This window comes from Pseudomonas putida (assembly GCF_001941965.1).
Lineage (GTDB): Bacteria > Pseudomonadota > Gammaproteobacteria > Pseudomonadales > Pseudomonadaceae > Aquipseudomonas > Aquipseudomonas putida_L.
Genome location: NZ_MKZO01000079.1, coordinates 1 through 16,259 on the forward strand (window position 1 = coordinate 1; position 16,259 = coordinate 16,259).

General features: G+C 52.7%; 15 protein-coding genes and 2 pseudogenes. 11 read left to right on the forward strand and 6 right to left on the reverse strand.

The window, feature by feature from the left end:
* Positions 1-128: 128 nt before the first annotated feature.
* The 7 genes and pseudogenes from PSEMO_RS34010 to PSEMO_RS32605 form a co-directional block, all read left to right on the forward strand.
* Positions 129-269: pseudogene (locus PSEMO_RS34010) on the forward strand (DNA binding protein); the annotation flags it as partial.
* A 2-nt stretch (positions 270-271) separates the two neighbouring features.
* Positions 272-970 carry an FRG domain-containing protein gene (locus tag PSEMO_RS31260; RefSeq protein WP_081430373.1) on the forward strand — a complete coding sequence of 233 codons (699 nt, stop codon included), beginning with the start codon at positions 272-274 and terminating at the stop codon, positions 968-970.
* 62 nt (positions 971-1,032) lie between these two features.
* Positions 1,033-1,293 carry a hypothetical protein gene (locus PSEMO_RS31265; protein WP_075806726.1) on the forward strand — a complete coding sequence of 87 codons (261 nt, stop codon included), beginning with the start codon at positions 1,033-1,035 and terminating at the stop codon, positions 1,291-1,293.
* Between the two features lie 92 nt (positions 1,294-1,385).
* Entirely contained in the window at positions 1,386-2,201 is an 816-nt protein-coding gene (locus tag PSEMO_RS31270; protein ID WP_075806727.1) for a hypothetical protein, read from the forward strand.
* Positions 2,198-2,614 carry a hypothetical protein gene (locus tag PSEMO_RS31275; protein WP_075806728.1) on the forward strand — a complete coding sequence of 139 codons (417 nt, stop codon included), beginning with the start codon at positions 2,198-2,200 and terminating at the stop codon, positions 2,612-2,614. The genes PSEMO_RS31270 and PSEMO_RS31275 overlap by 4 nt, the downstream gene beginning before the upstream one ends.
* Positions 2,595-3,248 carry a hypothetical protein gene (locus tag PSEMO_RS31280; protein WP_075806729.1) on the forward strand — a complete coding sequence of 218 codons (654 nt, stop codon included), beginning with the start codon at positions 2,595-2,597 and terminating at the stop codon, positions 3,246-3,248. Before PSEMO_RS31275 ends, PSEMO_RS31280 begins: the two co-directional genes overlap by 20 nt.
* A gap of 107 nt (positions 3,249-3,355) precedes the next feature.
* The gene (locus PSEMO_RS32605) at positions 3,356-3,748 is read left to right on the forward strand and encodes a hypothetical protein (protein ID WP_144443658.1); all 393 of its coding nucleotides are present in this window, start codon (positions 3,356-3,358) and stop codon (positions 3,746-3,748) included.
* Between the two features lie 358 nt (positions 3,749-4,106).
* On the opposite strand, the pseudogene PSEMO_RS31290 reads toward PSEMO_RS32605, so the two are convergent.
* A pseudogene (locus PSEMO_RS31290) lies at positions 4,107-4,250 on the reverse strand (helix-turn-helix domain-containing protein); the annotation flags it as partial.
* A gap of 292 nt (positions 4,251-4,542) precedes the next feature.
* Positions 4,543-4,995 (reverse strand): helix-turn-helix domain-containing protein, encoded by a 453-nt coding sequence (locus tag PSEMO_RS31295; protein ID WP_075806730.1) that lies wholly within the window; start codon positions 4,993-4,995, stop codon positions 4,543-4,545.
* A gap of 292 nt (positions 4,996-5,287) precedes the next feature.
* On the opposite strand from PSEMO_RS31295, the gene PSEMO_RS31300 reads away from it, so the two are divergent.
* Positions 5,288-5,782 carry a hypothetical protein gene (locus PSEMO_RS31300; RefSeq protein ID WP_075806731.1) on the forward strand — a complete coding sequence of 165 codons (495 nt, stop codon included), beginning with the start codon at positions 5,288-5,290 and terminating at the stop codon, positions 5,780-5,782.
* Positions 5,783-5,898: 116 nt separating this feature from the next.
* Here the strand turns inward: PSEMO_RS31300 and PSEMO_RS31305 are convergent, their stop codons facing one another.
* The gene (locus PSEMO_RS31305) at positions 5,899-6,858 is read right to left on the reverse strand and encodes a restriction endonuclease (protein ID WP_075806732.1); all 960 of its coding nucleotides are present in this window, start codon (positions 6,856-6,858) and stop codon (positions 5,899-5,901) included.
* Positions 6,859-7,183: 325 nt separating this feature from the next.
* On the opposite strand from PSEMO_RS31305, the gene PSEMO_RS31310 reads away from it, so the two are divergent.
* A complete protein-coding gene (locus tag PSEMO_RS31310) occupies positions 7,184-9,568 on the forward strand; it encodes a hypothetical protein (protein ID WP_144443659.1) in 2,385 nt (794 codons plus the stop codon).
* A gap of 172 nt (positions 9,569-9,740) precedes the next feature.
* Here PSEMO_RS31310 and PSEMO_RS31315 read toward each other — a convergent pair whose 3' ends face one another.
* From PSEMO_RS31315 to PSEMO_RS31325, 3 genes are read right to left on the reverse strand one after another with little or no spacing between them, the layout of a single operon-like run.
* Positions 9,741-10,772, reverse strand: a complete 1,032-nt coding sequence (locus PSEMO_RS31315; RefSeq protein ID WP_075806734.1) for an AAA family ATPase — start codon at positions 10,770-10,772, stop codon at positions 9,741-9,743.
* Positions 10,757-12,322: an ATP-dependent nuclease gene (locus PSEMO_RS31320; protein WP_075806735.1), complete on the reverse strand. Its 1,566-nt coding sequence runs from the start codon at positions 12,320-12,322 to the stop codon at positions 10,757-10,759. Before PSEMO_RS31320 ends, PSEMO_RS31315 begins: the two co-directional genes overlap by 16 nt.
* 42 nt (positions 12,323-12,364) lie before the next feature.
* On the reverse strand, positions 12,365-13,294 hold the full coding sequence (locus tag PSEMO_RS31325) for a hypothetical protein (protein WP_075806736.1): 930 nt from the start codon (positions 13,292-13,294) through the stop codon (positions 12,365-12,367).
* Positions 13,295-13,674: 380 nt separating this feature from the next.
* On the opposite strand from PSEMO_RS31325, the gene PSEMO_RS34470 reads away from it, so the two are divergent.
* Together PSEMO_RS34470 and PSEMO_RS31335 are read left to right on the forward strand one after the other, a co-directional pair.
* Positions 13,675-13,869: a topoisomerase DNA-binding C4 zinc finger domain-containing protein gene (locus PSEMO_RS34470; protein ID WP_372239155.1), complete on the forward strand. Its 195-nt coding sequence runs from the start codon at positions 13,675-13,677 to the stop codon at positions 13,867-13,869.
* 145 nt (positions 13,870-14,014) lie between these two features.
* Positions 14,015-16,168 carry a nuclease-related domain-containing protein gene (locus PSEMO_RS31335; protein WP_075806738.1) on the forward strand — a complete coding sequence of 718 codons (2,154 nt, stop codon included), beginning with the start codon at positions 14,015-14,017 and terminating at the stop codon, positions 16,166-16,168.
* Positions 16,169-16,259: the final 91 nt, after the last annotated feature.

Sequence of the window (16,259 nt, forward strand, 5' to 3'; positions counted from 1 at the left end):
TCAAGCCAGGGTTTGGCTGGCGGTGTCAAGCGATGCGGTATAGGTAGTCAAAAGGGCTTCTCCCATGCACTGATTTGAGCGCTAATTATATGATATTTATGGATAATTTCCAAAGTTGATGACATTGGCGTGCGCCAAGGGCCGTGAAGCGCTATGTAAACCCGCACACCAATGAGGTCGTTGAGACCAAAGGTGGTAATCACGCGACCCTGAAAGCCTGGAAGAGTGAGCATGGGTCTCAGGAAGTCGAAAGCTGGCTGCAGGCGTAATCATGGAGTCTATTGAGATCAAGGATGTTCCGGACTTCATCGATAGAGTTAGCCTCCAGGATCTGATTACTGGTGACTCGATATTTCGTGGTCAATCCAAGCAAGGCAACCTGCTGCCAGGGGTCGCAAGGCATAATCCAAAGAAAGACTCTACTGCTGACGAGATCAAAACCCTGGATGAGTTTCGAAAGCACGGCCTGACTAAATTTCCGGGGTACATAGACGTCGACAATGAGTGGGATTTACTTGTCCTGGCTCAGCACTATGGTCTAAAAACCAGGCTCTTGGATTGGACTCATAATGCTTTAGCGGCGCTATGGTTTGCTTGTAGCAGTCGTGGTGAGGGCGATGCATACGTTTACATGCTCGATGCCCACACTCTTATGCTTAAATCAATGGAGGGTAGTCCTTTCAAACAGGCTAAGACCAGGGTGATAACCCCTAGCTTGAGCAACGACAGGATCATCGCTCAATCAGGTTGCTTTACGCTCCATATGTTCTCAAGCACTACAGACAGCTTTGTGCCATTAGAGAAAAATAAGGTCATCAAAAAACATCTCACTGAATACGTCGTAAAGGGTAAAAAGAAGGTTGACTTTCTGATGACTCTTGAGCGCTGCGGCGTCTCTGCGAAGTCTATCTACCCTGACATCAACGGGCTCTGTCAGTTTTTGAATTGGCGTGCACAAGGTTCGTATTAAGTGTTGCGCTCTCTTTTGCTCCATCTGCATTATAGAGATGAGAACAATAAGAGAGCGCAATAATGGACATCCGAGCAGCGATCGTCGAAGCCAATACCATCAACATTATTCAGTCAGGTAGCCACGCAATCCTCAAAAAGCAGGCCGAGGTCGAGGAGTTTTGTCAGGCCGAGTGCATCCGGCTTGTCGAAGAGGCGGTACGCCTGGGGTCTACGAAAGCCTCGAAGCACCCGCACCTGAATGAGCTTCCGCTATGGCAGTACATCTGCGCACTCGCCTGTGAAAACGAGTTCTACCGCGCCCTGGAGCGCACAGCGCCCTAGCTGAAGCAAGCCCGGCACCCCCGCTGGGCCTTGACATTCCTCACTCTGATTGCCAATCTGTCAATAACTGCCATGATATGAAGGGTCGGCATATGCTCACGTTCATCACACCCCGCGACCGCCTGCTGCTCCGTTTTTTGAAGCCAAAAGTCGCGGCGTGGAGGTGGTTTGCAAAGGCCAAGGGATTGGTAGGCATCTCTGCTGAGAGCCACGAGTTCCTGGAGCGCGCTATGAACGAGCAAATCGAGAACTACGACAGTTACTCGATGATTGGTGGGTTCAAGTTCCAAGATGGCCAATATTTGCTTAAGCTGCAAACAGCGGATGGCATTGTAAATCGCTATTGTTCGTCGCTTCTCGAAGTCGCGGTGATTGTGAGTTTCAAATTCAAAGTGTGGAAAGGGCCTGTTCTCAGTCTCACTCCGCCGTTTTCTACAGCAGCGCTTAATGCCACGAGCCCCAGTGACTTTATTTCAAGACTTCTAGGGCTGCTGAGAGAAGAACGGTTAGATAAGCTTCGTCGTCTCTGGCTCGTTTATCTAACTACTGAGCGAGATAGCGATGCATCTAGGCTTTCGCAGGTCAAGTGCATTACGGGTATTCTGTCTGGTAATTATGCGGCAGTACACTCAGAAGTGGATGTCGGCGAGAAATATTCTGCTGACTTGGTAAGTCTAGGAATCGACAAGAAACAGGCATACGACGATATCTTCGATTTGATGCACCCTCTAATTTTGAAAGAGCTGCAATTGGACAGGCCCCATGCTTATCACTTGTATTCGATTTGTGAAAGTGAGGATGAGCTACGTCGACTATTAAGTGGGGACATGGGTTTTCTTCGCGGCAGAATGGCAATGATGTGCGCTGAACAGCGGGAATATATGTTTGGCTCGGAGCTGGGCTTATGATGTACCTGCAAAACATCATCAAATTCTGTTCTCCAGCCACGATCCGTTTCGATGGTGGAAAATACTACTTCGATGAGTGCGAGTTTGCCACTTTCATTGAGTTCTTTGATTATGTCGCTCAGGTTTACTCGTTCTCTGAGGCGACAGTTAATGTGGACTGGGAGTTTGAATGCCTAAGCAGCATCGCTCACAGTATTTCGGACGAGCAAACAAACATTGATGAGGTTGAGTTTCTCTGGCATCTGCTAAACACCGTTTTCTTCGACGACCTGGGCCGCAATGAAGCCTTAGATATGATTATGGCCAAACTGTACTGGTCTCTTAATAATAGCGATGTCGACGCAGCCTGCAACGCCCTCACTGCCTACGCTCAACAAGCTAGAGGGGGTGAGAATGCGGCTGTCGTTAGTTAGATATTTGCAGTGGGTATTCCCAGTGTTGCTTAGATCCGAAGATGGCTATGTAATCTACGAGCGACAGAAGTACAGGTCTGAGCGCGATCTGATTGTTGCTTTGTACTCAAACTTCTTGGCTTTGCCGGAAAGTTATTATCGTGAGCGTGGTTTTGATAAAGTCTGGGACTTGGTTGATACCGTTGCGGATGAGGATCTTCTCTATCATAAGCTGGGGAATGAGGTTGCGGGGATTGCTTGGGAGCAGGGGTTCGTTTCTAGACTAGACAAGATTCTAATTGTCAACGAAAATGCGGCAGATGAGTATTATTGGGGAGTGTCGGTTAAGAATGAACTGGCCCTCATGAAATTTGCCCTGAAGTACATGGGCAGGTTTGCAGATATGATTTATGGAGGAAGTATGAAGTCGCTCATTCAGAGCTTTCATGATAAGAAGCGCGAAGAATTCATTCGCCGCTATCGCCTAGTTAATCCGGAGCGCGCGGATATCCTTGATGAATGCCAGACTGATACTGAGTGCGACAAATTCTTGAAGAATGATAAGGATTTTATGCAGGTTCTTCGTCGACGGCTAATGGCTGTTGGAAAGTTTGACTCGATTGACTATCTTACAGGCGCTGATTTGGGTAATTGATTTGGTTAAGAAAAACTGAATTGAATTTTGATGCAGAGTGGGCGCTGGAGTTTAATGACCAGATGCCCATGCGTGGGAGATTCTGGCTCAGATCAAGGGGGAATGACATGTCCGATCAAGCAGCTGATGTAGTACTTCAACACTTCATATCGCGCAACCTCCGGGGCCTGCAATCCATCCGTCATCATCTTGACAAGCACGAACTAAAGGCAGGGGCGGCGCAGCTCTTGGCCGATATTGCAGATCATCTCGATGCCCATGGATTTGATGGCAAGAAAAAGCCGTTGGGCGATGAGTATCGCGACCTGCTGCTGGAGCTTGCGACAATACTTGGGCCAATGCCGGTACTACTGGGGACTCAGCGTGGTGCACCTATTTGTGGTGATTATGAGCTTGTGCGCTGCCTGCTGAACCAGCTCCAGGAACATCAGGACGAGCTTATCATCGAGCAAATACCAGCGGCACTGATGAACTCCCAGTTCATATCGGGATGTTGCTAGTCTGGTTTTATCTGCACAAGCTGCCAGCAGGTCGAAAGCCTGAGCGCAAACTGACAGCCATGGAGTTATACAAGGCTTTTGAGGCATTGGATGAAGTACTCCCGTTCCAGAGCCAAGGCGATGAAGAGAGAGCAGCGCTGGATCTAATGCGACTACTGAGTGAGACTGGCTATGTTCATAACATTCTGTATCGAGCGCAAGCGGGCCGCTTTACTCCTTGCCAGTCTTTCTATAAAAAATTGTGCCTGCTAGAACCGCATGAGCTGTATAACCTCAGCCTGTTTCACACCGGAAGACATGGTCAATAGTTAGCATTCATTCCCCCGCGTGTGTTGGGAGAAAGCCAATAAAAGCAGCCTAGCTGCACGCCGAGATGGCTTTCAAGCGTAGAGATCGCGCGGGTCACAGCAGCAGGAGAGATATCCAGCAGCCTGGCTGCTGCTGCAAAACTTCTTTGCTCGCCAACTGCGGCGAACACCTGCATGAGATGAAACTGATCCATAGCTTCGGGCAGCCTCTCTACCGCTGTCTGCAATACAGACTACAGGGCCAGGGGCTTCGGAGTCACCGAATTAGCAGTTGTAGCTCAGTCGATGGAGGTGGAGGTACACCAACCCTGAGTTCTCCGTCCGCTTCTGTGGTCACTGACAGATCGGGCGTTCCAGGGCCCCTTTCTTTCAGGTGATTTCAATAAAAGCCATAATATGTTTCACGTGGAACATGGCACCTTTTTGAGAAAAACGATTATCCGAGTATTGCGGGTGATGCGAGATGCCTTTTTCACGGCTGCCCAGTCAGGAGCGGTGCCAATGACGGCCCACGGTCGATGTAGAAAGGTTGAGAGCCCGGGCTATCTCGGCTTGACTCAGTCCATCGGCTTTCAATGCCTGGACGGCCTTTGTGGTTTCCACACCTTTGGCCACTTGGGGATGTAGTGGCCCGTCTTGGTCGATTGGGATCTGGCAGTCCAGAAGCTCCAGTCGCTCTAGCTCTTCGGTTGCCTCCTTTAACATCTCTCGGGCTGAGCCACTCCTTTTAGCCCCATGCACCAATGCCAGCACTGCCAAAGGGCCGATCTCTAAGGCCTCCGCCAATGCTTCATTGGTTTCGATGGTCACTGCACTCTCGGCGTGCTCTAGACGGCTGATGTAAGACGCATCCACCGTGCGTGCCAGCTCCAGTTGGTTCAACCCTTTTCTTTCTCTCAAGAAACGGAGCGTGTTGGCATAGGCTCTGCGCAGCTGCATCTACTGAATCCCGTAAAAGGAGACGGTATGCCGCGATTGATATGTCCCTCACAAATGCATATAGTCAATTGATAGGGTATTCGGCTTTCGCCTGAGCTTTTGAAGCGCCTGCCTGGGGAGGGGCTCCATGTCTGTGTTCCAGGCGAAAGAGGTCGCTGTGGTCTGGGGCTGCCTCCTGGTCTTGGCTGGCGAGCCAGCCTTCACGAGCAAGCATTAGGGCATTAGAGACCTTGGTGCTGCTGCCCACAAGCTTCCCCCGTATGCAGGAAGTATTTAAGAGGAAGGATGCAGCATGTCACAAATGCGTAAAGTTGTAGCGATCGTCAGGAACTATCAGGAAAGAATTTCGGGTGAGTCTGCGGCACGCTACACCCGCGTACGGCTTGAAGATGAGTCTGGCAAGACATACTACATTAAGCGCTTGGTAGTCCCTGACTATCTGGCTAGAAAAGGGGCCTTCAGTAATGATGTGTCACGGACGTGGTATGTTAAGAGTGTTGATAAGCACACTGTTGTCATCGTTGGGTATGAAGACAGTTTTGGAAAGTTCTTCTACGACCTTGACGAAGTAAAGACCCTTTCCAAGGGCGCCAAGGTGCAGGGCTTTATTTATGCTATTGCTGCTGTGCCGGCGCCCATAATCGTCGCTGTAGCGACTTATGGTCTTGGGCTTCTGTTGATGCCGCTCTTCGTCTATCAGGCTTATAAGTTCCTCTTCAAAGTTCCTTCCATTCTTAGCCAAGCGACGCTAAAGAAGGATTTTCAGAATTTTGGAATCAGCATTTAATATTCAAGCTGAAGTGTCGCAGGCTTGTTCGAGAGGCGGGCTGTCCTAGCGTCAACCCTACGCGCCATTGGGATGCGTAGGGTTGACACCATTCTCATAGTTGTTAAACCGTCCTGTTAACTCAAGATTTCCAGGAACGGTTTCTTGTCGATCATTGCTGCTTGAGACTTTTTCTTTAAAAGCTCGATTAAATCGCCTTGGTTCTGCAGCAAGCTCACTATTTCTTCTAGGGTGCACAGAAAGTTGGTTCTGTGATTGAGGAACTCTGCACACTGACTGATCACGGCCTGCGTGTACCTGCTGTTTGAAATGAAGACGCCCGACACATTTGCCCGGTTCATCACCCTGACCAGGTGTGGCCCGAAGTCGCCTACACCCACAGGGTCTTTAAGCCACTTCATTTCTACTAGGTGAATGGCGCCCGAGAGTTCAATGACGCCGTCGATTTGCTCCAGCACGATTGCGTTGTCCGGTGCCCTGCGGACGAAGTTCTCTCTCACATGGATGCCGTAAGCTCGGAAGAGATCATTCAGCACCCCCTCCAGGCGTCGGCCTCGTTCTTGCGGTTGGTCGTCCATACCGAAGAGGGCGAAGAGGCGGTTCTTAATGTCCTCGACCTCGTTGCGCTTGCGCGCGGCCTCCAGCTGGGCTGCACGGTGTGTTGCTTGTGCTTGATCGCGTTCAGCCTCTCGCTCCTGCTGCATCCTGGTAAATGCATCTTTTTTGTTTACGGCTTCACGCACGCTGGCTACCAGGCCCCTGGCTTCGAGACGGTCGTCTGGCCAGCAAGATTCGAAATCCTCAAATTCGACGACCCGACGGATCACCCCGCGACGTGGGCCTAAACCGCTATCACCACGCTGATTCAAACGTGTCAGCACGGTGCGCACAATCTCGTACTTCTTGATCGAGTCTGGCGTGGTTTTCACCGTTGCGCTGACGGCTGCCAAATCCTCCTCAGTGACCCCGGCGCCCTGGAAAAACAGGATGACGGATTGCTTGGACTTGACCAGTTTCGGGATGGTATTGATCAGCAGTTCCAAGAGGTCTGCCGGGTAGTGAAATTGCTCAGCCATGAACGCACTCGTTTTCCGTAACCTTTCCGATGGCTCACGCAAGGCGAGCCCGCTGCGCTGGTCATCATGGCCGTAGATGGTCGGAAGGTAAATCCCGGCGCAGGGTAGTGGCGACGTTTGCCAGTTCATCTGACGTGGTTGGGCTACGTGACTAAGGGCAACGTAATCTCTTTCGGCACGTGCAAGCCCTCGACGTAGCCTTCGTCTCATGATGCTGCGGCTCAGCAGAGGGACAAAGCGAGTGGTACAGCTACTCTCAGCTTCAGATTTCAACCTGGCGGCTGGAGTGCGCTCCCGCCGAGTGTGCATGTGCTTGATTCTCGCTATGCACACGACCGGCGTTGATGTTCTGGGAGCTGACCAGTCGGGTAATTCCGGTGCCTTGGAGACAAAACTGGATCTGGCATCGATAATCGCGCGTCTTGCGCGCGTGCGGTGTTTTTATGTTTGGGGAGTCGAAGGAATGAACATGCCATCTATCAAGGCGCGCTTTCAAAGGTTCTATTGCCTGTCGGTGATGCGTATCCACCGGGCACGGACGAAAATCGGGATTTGGCAATCTCGACACGGCGTTAAATTTGGCGCTGCCGCCGTGTTGGCCGGGCTGCTGTTGACCTACTTCTCTCTTCCTTCCCTGACAACGCTCGTGGGTGATTACTTCAAATCACCTGAAACGATTAGCGCGCTCAGAAGCCTCCTAGGTGGCACAGGCTCAGCGTTGATTGGTGCCGCTGCCATTGCATTCTCGCTCATCGTGTTTGCTATGCAGACCAACGTCGAGAGAATGCCTCACGGCTTGTTTAGAAAGCTCAGTTCTGATCGCAGGCTGTTGGTGTCATTCCTGGGATCACTGCTGACAGCCATCACTATAGCGGGCACATCACTGATCCCAGGCGCCAGCTGGGCAATCCCTTCGATACTCGGTGCGCTATGGGGCATTGCTGTAATCATTTTCTTGTTTCTATATGCGTATCGCCGTGCCCTTCAACTCATCAACCCGCTTGAGCAGCTCAATCTAATGTCTGCTGCTGTGGGGCGAGATTTGCGCAAATGGGGAAGACTTGCTGATAACGCCAGCATCCTGCTTGAGGAGGATCGGACTCCTGACCCTGGCGACGAGCGAAATCAGTTCAACGCTTCGAGGTCAGCGTTTTACAACGCCAACGCTTCTTGGGTGACCTCTACGCTCGAAGCGATTCACTACTGCGTTTCTTACGCGAAGCGCTTCGCAGGGCAGGGTGACTACGACGTCACTGATTTCGCGTTCCGTCAGCTGGTGACAATCAACACTGCGTACTGCGAGGCCAAGCGAGGGACGTTTGTTGGCAGCAACCCTTTTGTTGAAATGTCAGGGGTGAGTGACCAGACGATAAATACGTCTCTTGAGCAGCTCAGGCAGACCATGCAAGACGCGCTGTCCAAAGGTGATGAGCGCCTGGCAGAGAGTACGTTGCGAGCCTTTCTTGCGTTGTATGGGGTTTACCTATGCATAGAGTATCCAGGTGGCGGGCAGGGGAAGCATCACGCGCTGCTCGCATCTACTTACCTGGTGTCTGCAATCGAAACGGTCATACCTCACGATAAACCTGACTTGATGATGCATGGCGTTCGACTGGTGGGCAAAGCGTCTAGATTGGCTTTGCGCCATAAGATTCCCAATGAGAGCGCTGGCTTGGCGGAAAAGCTAGGCAAGCTTGCCTTGGTGGGGGTAGTGAAATCGAATCATCAACCCGTCACGCTGACCGTATTCGAGCAGCTGGCGGAGGTTACCTTCGATCTACTAGTTGAGGGTAAGCATGATATTCACTTCGCCATCAGCAAGCTGCGTGAGGCGGTCTCAACCGCGTCGCAATGTTTTCTCGGAACAACCGATAGTGTTATTGCGTCCGTGCATTCCAGTACGCTTGGGCCATATTATTCGAGCACGAGCACTCGATCGCTAAGGCATCGCCTCACATCTCTGGTGAATGAACTGCTGGTGGCCCCTGAAGAGCACGAGCAAGCGGCAAGGATCATTTCAAACATCACCACTTGGGCGCATCAGATCTACCTTCCGCACAGGGAGCTCCTCCAGCTAGCCGTGCAAAAGCGATCTCAATTCACGTTCGACGCTATTGAGTGGATTATTGGTATCTCTGAACTATTGGCTGCTGTTTCACACGCTCCTGCCTGTCCAGAACACCTCCAGGATGAGCTCAGTCGTCACGCGATCTGGCTTATAGACTCGATTTCCTGGCTTCCGGATGATAGAGACGCAGTAACATTCATCGAAACCTTCGCACTCACTGAGAACCTTTTTGAGGCTGCCTGGCGCAGCCATACACAGGGCTCTAGCGCGCTTTATGAAACATGCAAAGCGCGGCTGCTTGAGTGGGCAAAAAAAGGAGGCAAGCATGAGACGGGCTGGCAAATCCTGGACTCTTCAATGAAGGCCTTAGTGGCACTGGCCATTCAGGAGGGGACTGAGGATTCTGTCGTGCAGCTCAAGTCTCAGATTGCCAGAATGGTAGCGAGTGAAGGTGCTCCATCTCCAGAGTCCCGTCAGCAAACAGCTGAACGGTTGGCCGTGCGTGCGCGGAGGCCGGGGCAGCATCCGGCTTTGCGTGCTATCGATCGTGTCCTTGATCATCAAGATGCTGACAGGGTACGCGAAGCACTGATGGAAGTTGCGCAGCTGTTAAGGGGGGAGGCCTTGCCTGAGTCTCAATGACCTTGAAGCTTGTTCAGTTGGTTATTGAGCCAAGGGAAACTGTTAGGGAACAGCCGCGCTGCAGTATCACGGGCTGCGCTATGTGCAGCGGTAGCCTAGGCGTCCATCACCAAGATTTTGGCGGCCTATGTAGCTACCACTATCATCTTGCCTAGAAAGACGACTAAGCCAGCTACCTGGCTTTCTTGAACGGTTTGAAAAGCTTGTCGGGAACGATGTAAAGGTCGCCATTTGCGCGTGAGCAAGCCACGTACAGCTTGTTCCGAGTCTGAGGATTGGCTTCGTGTAAATTGCCATTCTGGTATCGTTTCCAGGTATCGGCGCCCAATACGACACACACGTGCTCGAAGTGATCCATGCCTTTGCTCGCTCCCCAGTTCAGCGAGTGGCAATCGTATTTGTCGTGTTCCTTCAAGAAGAGCTTCACGACGTTTGGATCGGCGTGAAGGGTTGCGGCTTGTCCAGGTTCTTCGATCGTAATGATCTCACTGACCCGCTCCTGCTGCGCGCCCATGGTGATCTGCAGCTTTGCGGTGATGAAATCGCAGACGGTTGTAGAACACCGCCAGCTGTGCCCCAGAGTGGTTTTGTCCACCTTGATTCCGGTGTCACGGAATCGTTTCTCGTACTTGGTGATGTCTTCATGGAGCGATTTATTAACCGAACCGTCCCGGCTGGTGTCGTAAGTATGCTGATAGAAGTCACCAACAAAGGTCATACCCGCCTTTGCTTTCGAGATATCCAGCAGTAGGTTGAAGTCGTGGCCGGCGAAATCCTGCACCTCATCGACGTAGACATAGTCATAGAAACGCTCGATCCGCGCGCGTATGGCCGGTATGCATTTCCTCATCTCCAGCAATTTAGCCAGGCGGTTGTAGTAGAGCCTTCGACTCCCATCCCTAAAGCGCGCCATGTCGCTGAGCGGTGTCCGGGGGTTGGTTGGCAGTCGGAAGTTCATGCCCCGGGTATCCAGCTCTAATTGCAGCAGTGGGCGGTAACAAAAACCGTGCAAAAAGGAGAAGTACGTCATGACGGTGATGTTGGGCGGGATCGTCCCGAATTTTTGGATGATGCGATGTCGAAGGTGGCGATAGTTGTTCTCGGTATAGGTGACGATCAGAGCGCGCTGGTCAAGGCTCAGGCGATCAATCACCAGGCTGGTTTTCCCGGATCCGGCAACCGCGAAAATCACGCTCTTATCCACTGGATCGCCTCCTGGATGTAGGTAGGTGCGACGAGTTCTTCTGGCTTCTTCGTAAGGAGCTCGAACGCCACATCCGCCTTGTTTTTGAGCATGTAATCCTGAACCGTTAGGGTCTTGCGTGCTCCCCCGAATAGACCGTCACAGGTTTTCTGGTTGTCGAGGTAAAGGCCGATCTCGAACGTAGAGCGCTCATTGTTCTCGTCAGCGAAAATCCGGGCACCGTCGTACAGGCTGGTCTTGTAGTTCTCGACGCAATTCTGCTGGTGGTCATGGTCGTTGTCCCGGATTGCCGCGACTCTGATCCCAAGGAGCTTGCCGAGCTCTAGATAGCGTTTGAAGCTGGTACCACCGATCGAAATGATGTGGACGTTGTCTGACTGCGGAGTGGTTCCCGCGTGCTTGTTATAGAAGTGTTCCAGAAGGATGAATTCGGCGTCCCCCTCGACCAAAATGACCCTGTTCGACAAGGCAAACTCAAGCACATTGTTGTCCGGGGCCTTCATGAAAAATTCGGCAGTGGACTCCGTCAGATCCTTGAGCCGGCCTGCCTTTTGCTCGGTTCCCAGGAGTAGAGCTCGACGAAGATCGAGTCGTGAACAGATGTGACTACTGTGGGTGGCGATGAAGAGTTGGGTTCCCTGGGTGCGGGTCAGACGTTCTACCAGGCGCTTCATGTTCGTGTGGCTCAGATGGTTCTCGGGCTCTTCGAGCAACAAGGCGTGTAGGCCACCTCTGGCATCATGCTTCTGCAGCGCAAAATTGGTCTTGATGAAACACTGCTCGCCCTTGCCACGGTTTTCGATTGGGATCCCTTCCTTGGTGATCACCAGGTCAGTTTCCAGATTCGAACGCACGCTGGTTCGCAATGCGAACTGGTACTCGCCCAGCTTGGCATTCAGCTCCTTGAGATTGTCTCTTTGGAAGCCTTCCTTGCCCTGACGGTATTGGTTTTCGAGCCGATGGCGGTCTGGCACTTGGGTGTGAAAACCGAACACCGTCCGTGTGTATTCCCGTGCGGCGTACTCGGTGTCGATTCGAGAGCTGTCGATGAGTAGGTGCTTCACAGGCCTTCGATAACTGACGTGGGGTGCCCCGGAGAAGGTGGAGAACTGCACCGCGTAGTATTCGTATGGAAAGCTCTCTTTGTTATCCCGAAGCAGTTCAAGAATGGTTCCGCCGAAATCCTCCACCAAGGGAACGATGGCCAAACGCAGGCCATCGCTATCTGCCCCCGTCGAGTTCTGGCGTCCGTACAGGCCCTGGTCATCACCCGCTTCAAGAAAAACGTCCACTATCACCTCTGGCAGCAAATCGAGGCGGGCTGGGCCTGCCAGAAATTTCCTCACTGCAGATTGGTTCAGTAACGCTTCGTAGCCAATGGTTTCGACCCGGTTGCGACTCGCGCTCAATGCGAGGTCAAGGGCTAGTAGGACGCTGCTCTTGCCCGTCTCATTGTCCCCGATCAATACGTTGGTGCCGGCATCAAACTGAAGAGTCAGATCGCAAAAGCTTTTGAAATTGTGCAGCACGAGTTTGGTGATGGCCGGCATGAGCGTTTCCTGTTTGACCTTCGGCAGGGGGGCAAGCGTTCATCAGTCGAGTTTGGATACCTGGGCTTTCAGAACCAAGGTCAATGTCAATCTGCGTTTAGTGAGGGTTTTGAAGCGTCCCTCCCTAGGGGCTTTCTCGGGTGCGGTTGTGGAGTGTTTCCACATGCCCAAAACTACGACCTCATCGTCCTTTTCAATGCCTTTGAGCCACGCTGAATCCCTGGCCCAAATGCTCACCTCCAGGCCAATACCATTCTCTGCGTCATCCGGATCGACTCGGAACTTGTTCATCTGCAGGTTGATAACGTTCTTGGTCTTGTCACCCCTGATTTCAGTCCTGACGCTGCTCACCGCACCTTGAATCGCGACGGGATGTTGAACTGCGTTGTGCGACACTGCGTAATATGCTTCCGCGTGGCGCTCCGGTTCGAAATAGAACTGATTCCAGGCGACCTTCACATTGCCCTCAAACACCAGCTCCAGATGCTGTTCGATGTCCTGGTCTTTGTCACAGAGTGCGCGGAGCTTCAGGGCCCGCTTGGCGGAGTTGATGTATGCAGGAAGAGGATTTGGGTTGTGGGTGTAAGTCCGACCGGCTGTAGCACGAGAGCCCCCATCGTCCTCGAAATTACGACCACCTTTTTCTAGGGCTTCCTTGATCATGACCAGACGCATCCGGTAACGATTGTGCTGGATGCTTTCGATCAGATCTTCGGAGGTGCTGGCAATCTCGTTAATTTCCTCGTCCACCCCGAAACGACAATTCGTGGCATGAGCACCTTTGGGATAGAGACGAAAATAACCTTGGACGAAAACAGACTTGTCATACATTTCCCGGGTGTACGGTGGGTTATGAGCGACTGGCGTACCGCATTTGCATTGAAGAGGTTCGGCACCCGTGCCCTTGGTGTATGTTTCTGCTTCCCATCTATCGCCGTTTTGGTCGAAGGCGTGATCCATTTTGATGCCCATAGTCACTCCTCATGTCAAAGCCGGATCCGATCCCATGTCATATCGAGCCTGAAACCAGGGGGCGCTCTGCCGGCGACTGGGTGGTAGCCGATACGGTTGCGCTCCAGATATTACGGACACCTCTATCGTTCTAGTTTCTGGCTATATGCCATCAGTGTACCGATCGAGGGCTGGTCTTCAAGTAGGGACTACTCGTACAGAGCCGACGTCCATCCCCGCAACGCTCGGTTCTATGGCATCAAGTTGGGGGCCGCGCTTGCGAAGGTTTTCCGGTCGACTGGTTTTCCAGTCGCACCAGTCTCGCTCCGCACTGCGGCCCCTGATGACATTCGGCCTCTGATAAACTCCCTGTTTTTTCGCGGTGTGGTTGGCGGATGACAATGGAGTGGCAGCCAAAGCGCGAACCGATCCAGGAGGAACAATGCCCGGTCTGCCAGCATGGTGTCGTGCTTCAGCGCACGGGTAAGTTCGGTGATTTCAAATCCTGCTCGGGCTTTCCTCGCTGCAAATACAAACCCGGTAAGCCGAAACGCCATGGAGCTCGGCAGCCAAAACTGACCCGTCGTCCGTATTGATTCCGTCGTCGGCCTTGATCTAGGGTGCGATCGCATCGCGCAGTCGACGATCGATAACCCAAGCCCGCCGATCAGCTCCAGCACCGTGCGGCATATCTGCTGAGTGACGTCGTCTGCCGCTAACCTGTCCCTGAGGGAGTGACACATGCGTATTACAGGACGTAGTGAGCCCGAGGTGTTCGCTGACCTTGGCGCGCTTACCGCCAAACCGGGTTACGTTCACGCGATCGCTTTCATCTGCCATCGCGATAACATGGTCGCCTTTCGAGATGAGTACACCGTTTCTGATCTGAGTGAGCTCTACGGCCCCAATCGACTTCTCAGAACGGAAATCAACACCCTGCTAGGGCTGATGGTGCGCCAGCCGTTGGATCTGACGCTCCCGGAGCCTGCTCAAATCCAAGCTTATGTAGAAAAAACCGATGCGCTGATGGCTGAGCTCCATGGCTCAATGAACAGCGTCATCTTCGAGGCGCTGAAGCGCAGATCTGCGAGCGCGACAGATCGCATGTCTATTTGGGAAGGGCCGGCGCTGAGGGAGCCAATCTTCTACGGCCCGGAGTCCGCTTACAGTTTCCAGTACAGAGATTTTTTCGTCGACAAGCACGAGCACGATGACGCTTGGCTTCAGCAGAATAAGGGCTTCACGAGTCGTCAGGCACAAACAGTTGCCCGTGCAATGTGTTCGCTCATGGACTTACGCGCAACCCAGCTGCACCAAAATGGTAAGAAAGCACTGGAAGCCGTCACTTCACCTCTAGCTCACTTCGAGTTCACCACTGAAGAAGTCGCTCGAAAAACTGGGCTGGACATTGGTGTCGTACAGGCGGTGTTTGAGGCATTGACGTTCACCGGTCAGAACGCGGAATTTCGGGAGCTGGGGGATTACAACAGCGTGGTCGGGACGCCGTTGTTGCCGACTGATCGCGGGTCGGTGCTTCTCTTCATGCACTACGCAATTTACGAATCACTCTACGAGTCACCGTTCTTTTGGATGAAAGACGACCATGTCTATCGCCGACTCGCCTCTGACAACCGTGGCGCTTTCGTTGAGCGTTTTGCTTACAAACGATTAGCTGCGGTCTTTGGAAGAGCCAGCGTTTTCACCAACGTCAACATTCTTGACGGGAAGAATAGGGCTGGAGAGGCTGACGTGCTGGTGATCTTCGGTGACCGCATGATCATCGTTCAAGCCAAAGCGAAGAAGCTAACACTGGCCGCACGGAAGGGGAACGATGGTCAGCTCAAGGCTGACTTCGCTGCGGCTATTCAGAAGGCCTCTGATCAAGCGTGGGACTGTGCTGAGGCGATTCTCTCCGGCAGGTGCCGGATGATCGATGATGCGGGGTGCGAGATCGCCATGCCTAATTCGATCAAAGAGATCTTCCCGTTCTGCGTGGTATCTGACCACTATCCTGCGCTAGCGCTCCAGGCGAGCCAATACCTTGAGTTCGAAACCACGGAGATCGTCCGGGCCCCGTTGGTTATGGACGTTTTCCTACTGGACGTCCTGACGGAAATGTTGGACTCCCCCCTGCGACTCCTCAGCTACGTACGCTTGCGGGCGATCGCACGTGACAAACTCAGAGTTAGCCATGAGCTGACAGCACTAGGTTATCACCTGAATCAAAATCTCTGGCTCGACTCAACCTACAGCATGGCATCGGTGGACGACTCGTTCGCAGGTGACGTGGATGTGGCGATGACGGTGCGCAGGGAAGGAATCCCAGGGAAAAGAACACCACCAGGTATTCTGACGCACATGCTAGGTACCCAGTATGAGCAGTTGATTGCCCAGATTGAGCGAGCAGCAGATCCTGCAATGCTTGAGCTTGGTTTCGTGCTGCTGTCGCTGGATAGCAGGGCGTGTCAGCACATCCACCAGGGTATAGCCGGTATCACGGGTATGGCCATGAGAGATGGACGCCCTCACGACTTCACCTTTGCCATTGATGGAGGGGAGGCGGGAATTACGTTCCATTGCTACCCAGCTCCAGATCCTGACGCGATTGAACACCTGAAACTGCATTGTGAAAAACGCAAGTACGTGGAGCAAGCTGCTACATGGTTCGGTGTTTCCGTCAATACGCAGGGAAAAATTCAATTCGGCATGATGTACAACCTACCCTGGGCTCAATCAGACGTGATGGACGAGCTGACTAAGGGAATGCGAAAGCCTGTAGCCATGAGCGCGGCGATGAAAATTTTGCAGAGAGGCATGAGGCACGTGGAGCCGGGCCGCAATGAAGCATGCCCATGCGGTAGTGGAAAAAAATACAAGAAGTGCTGTCGCTCTTGAGTTTATTGCGCCCGCTTTGCGCTGTGCACTAGTAGGGCAATTCGCACGAATGTAGTGGCCTGTGGCTCAAGGTGCCGGAAAGCAGATCTCT

What these genes read in the sequence shown, in the direction of transcription:
- PSEMO_RS31260 (WP_081430373.1), top strand. Translation starts at nt 272, where the DNA reads ATGGAGTCTATTGAGATCAAGGATGTTCCGGACTTCATCGATAGAGTT.
- PSEMO_RS31265 (WP_075806726.1), top strand. Translation starts at nt 1,033, where the DNA reads ATGGACATCCGAGCAGCGATCGTCGAAGCCAATACCATCAACATTATT.
- PSEMO_RS31270 (WP_075806727.1), top strand. Translation starts at nt 1,386, where the DNA reads ATGCTCACGTTCATCACACCCCGCGACCGCCTGCTGCTCCGTTTTTTG.
- PSEMO_RS31275 (WP_075806728.1), top strand. Translation starts at nt 2,198, where the DNA reads ATGATGTACCTGCAAAACATCATCAAATTCTGTTCTCCAGCCACGATC.
- PSEMO_RS31280 (WP_075806729.1), top strand. Translation starts at nt 2,595, where the DNA reads ATGCGGCTGTCGTTAGTTAGATATTTGCAGTGGGTATTCCCAGTGTTG.
- PSEMO_RS32605 (WP_144443658.1), top strand. Translation starts at nt 3,356, where the DNA reads ATGTCCGATCAAGCAGCTGATGTAGTACTTCAACACTTCATATCGCGC.
- PSEMO_RS31295 (WP_075806730.1), bottom strand. Translation starts at nt 4,995, where the DNA reads ATGCAGCTGCGCAGAGCCTATGCCAACACGCTCCGTTTCTTGAGAGAA.
- PSEMO_RS31300 (WP_075806731.1), top strand. Translation starts at nt 5,288, where the DNA reads ATGTCACAAATGCGTAAAGTTGTAGCGATCGTCAGGAACTATCAGGAA.
- PSEMO_RS31305 (WP_075806732.1), bottom strand. Translation starts at nt 6,858, where the DNA reads ATGGCTGAGCAATTTCACTACCCGGCAGACCTCTTGGAACTGCTGATC.
- PSEMO_RS31310 (WP_144443659.1), top strand. Translation starts at nt 7,184, where the DNA reads ATGCACACGACCGGCGTTGATGTTCTGGGAGCTGACCAGTCGGGTAAT.
- PSEMO_RS31320 (WP_075806735.1), bottom strand. Translation starts at nt 12,322, where the DNA reads ATGCCGGCCATCACCAAACTCGTGCTGCACAATTTCAAAAGCTTTTGC.
- PSEMO_RS31325 (WP_075806736.1), bottom strand. Translation starts at nt 13,294, where the DNA reads ATGGGCATCAAAATGGATCACGCCTTCGACCAAAACGGCGATAGATGG.
- PSEMO_RS34470 (WP_372239155.1), top strand. Translation starts at nt 13,675, where the DNA reads ATGGAGTGGCAGCCAAAGCGCGAACCGATCCAGGAGGAACAATGCCCG.
- PSEMO_RS31335 (WP_075806738.1), top strand. Translation starts at nt 14,015, where the DNA reads ATGCGTATTACAGGACGTAGTGAGCCCGAGGTGTTCGCTGACCTTGGC.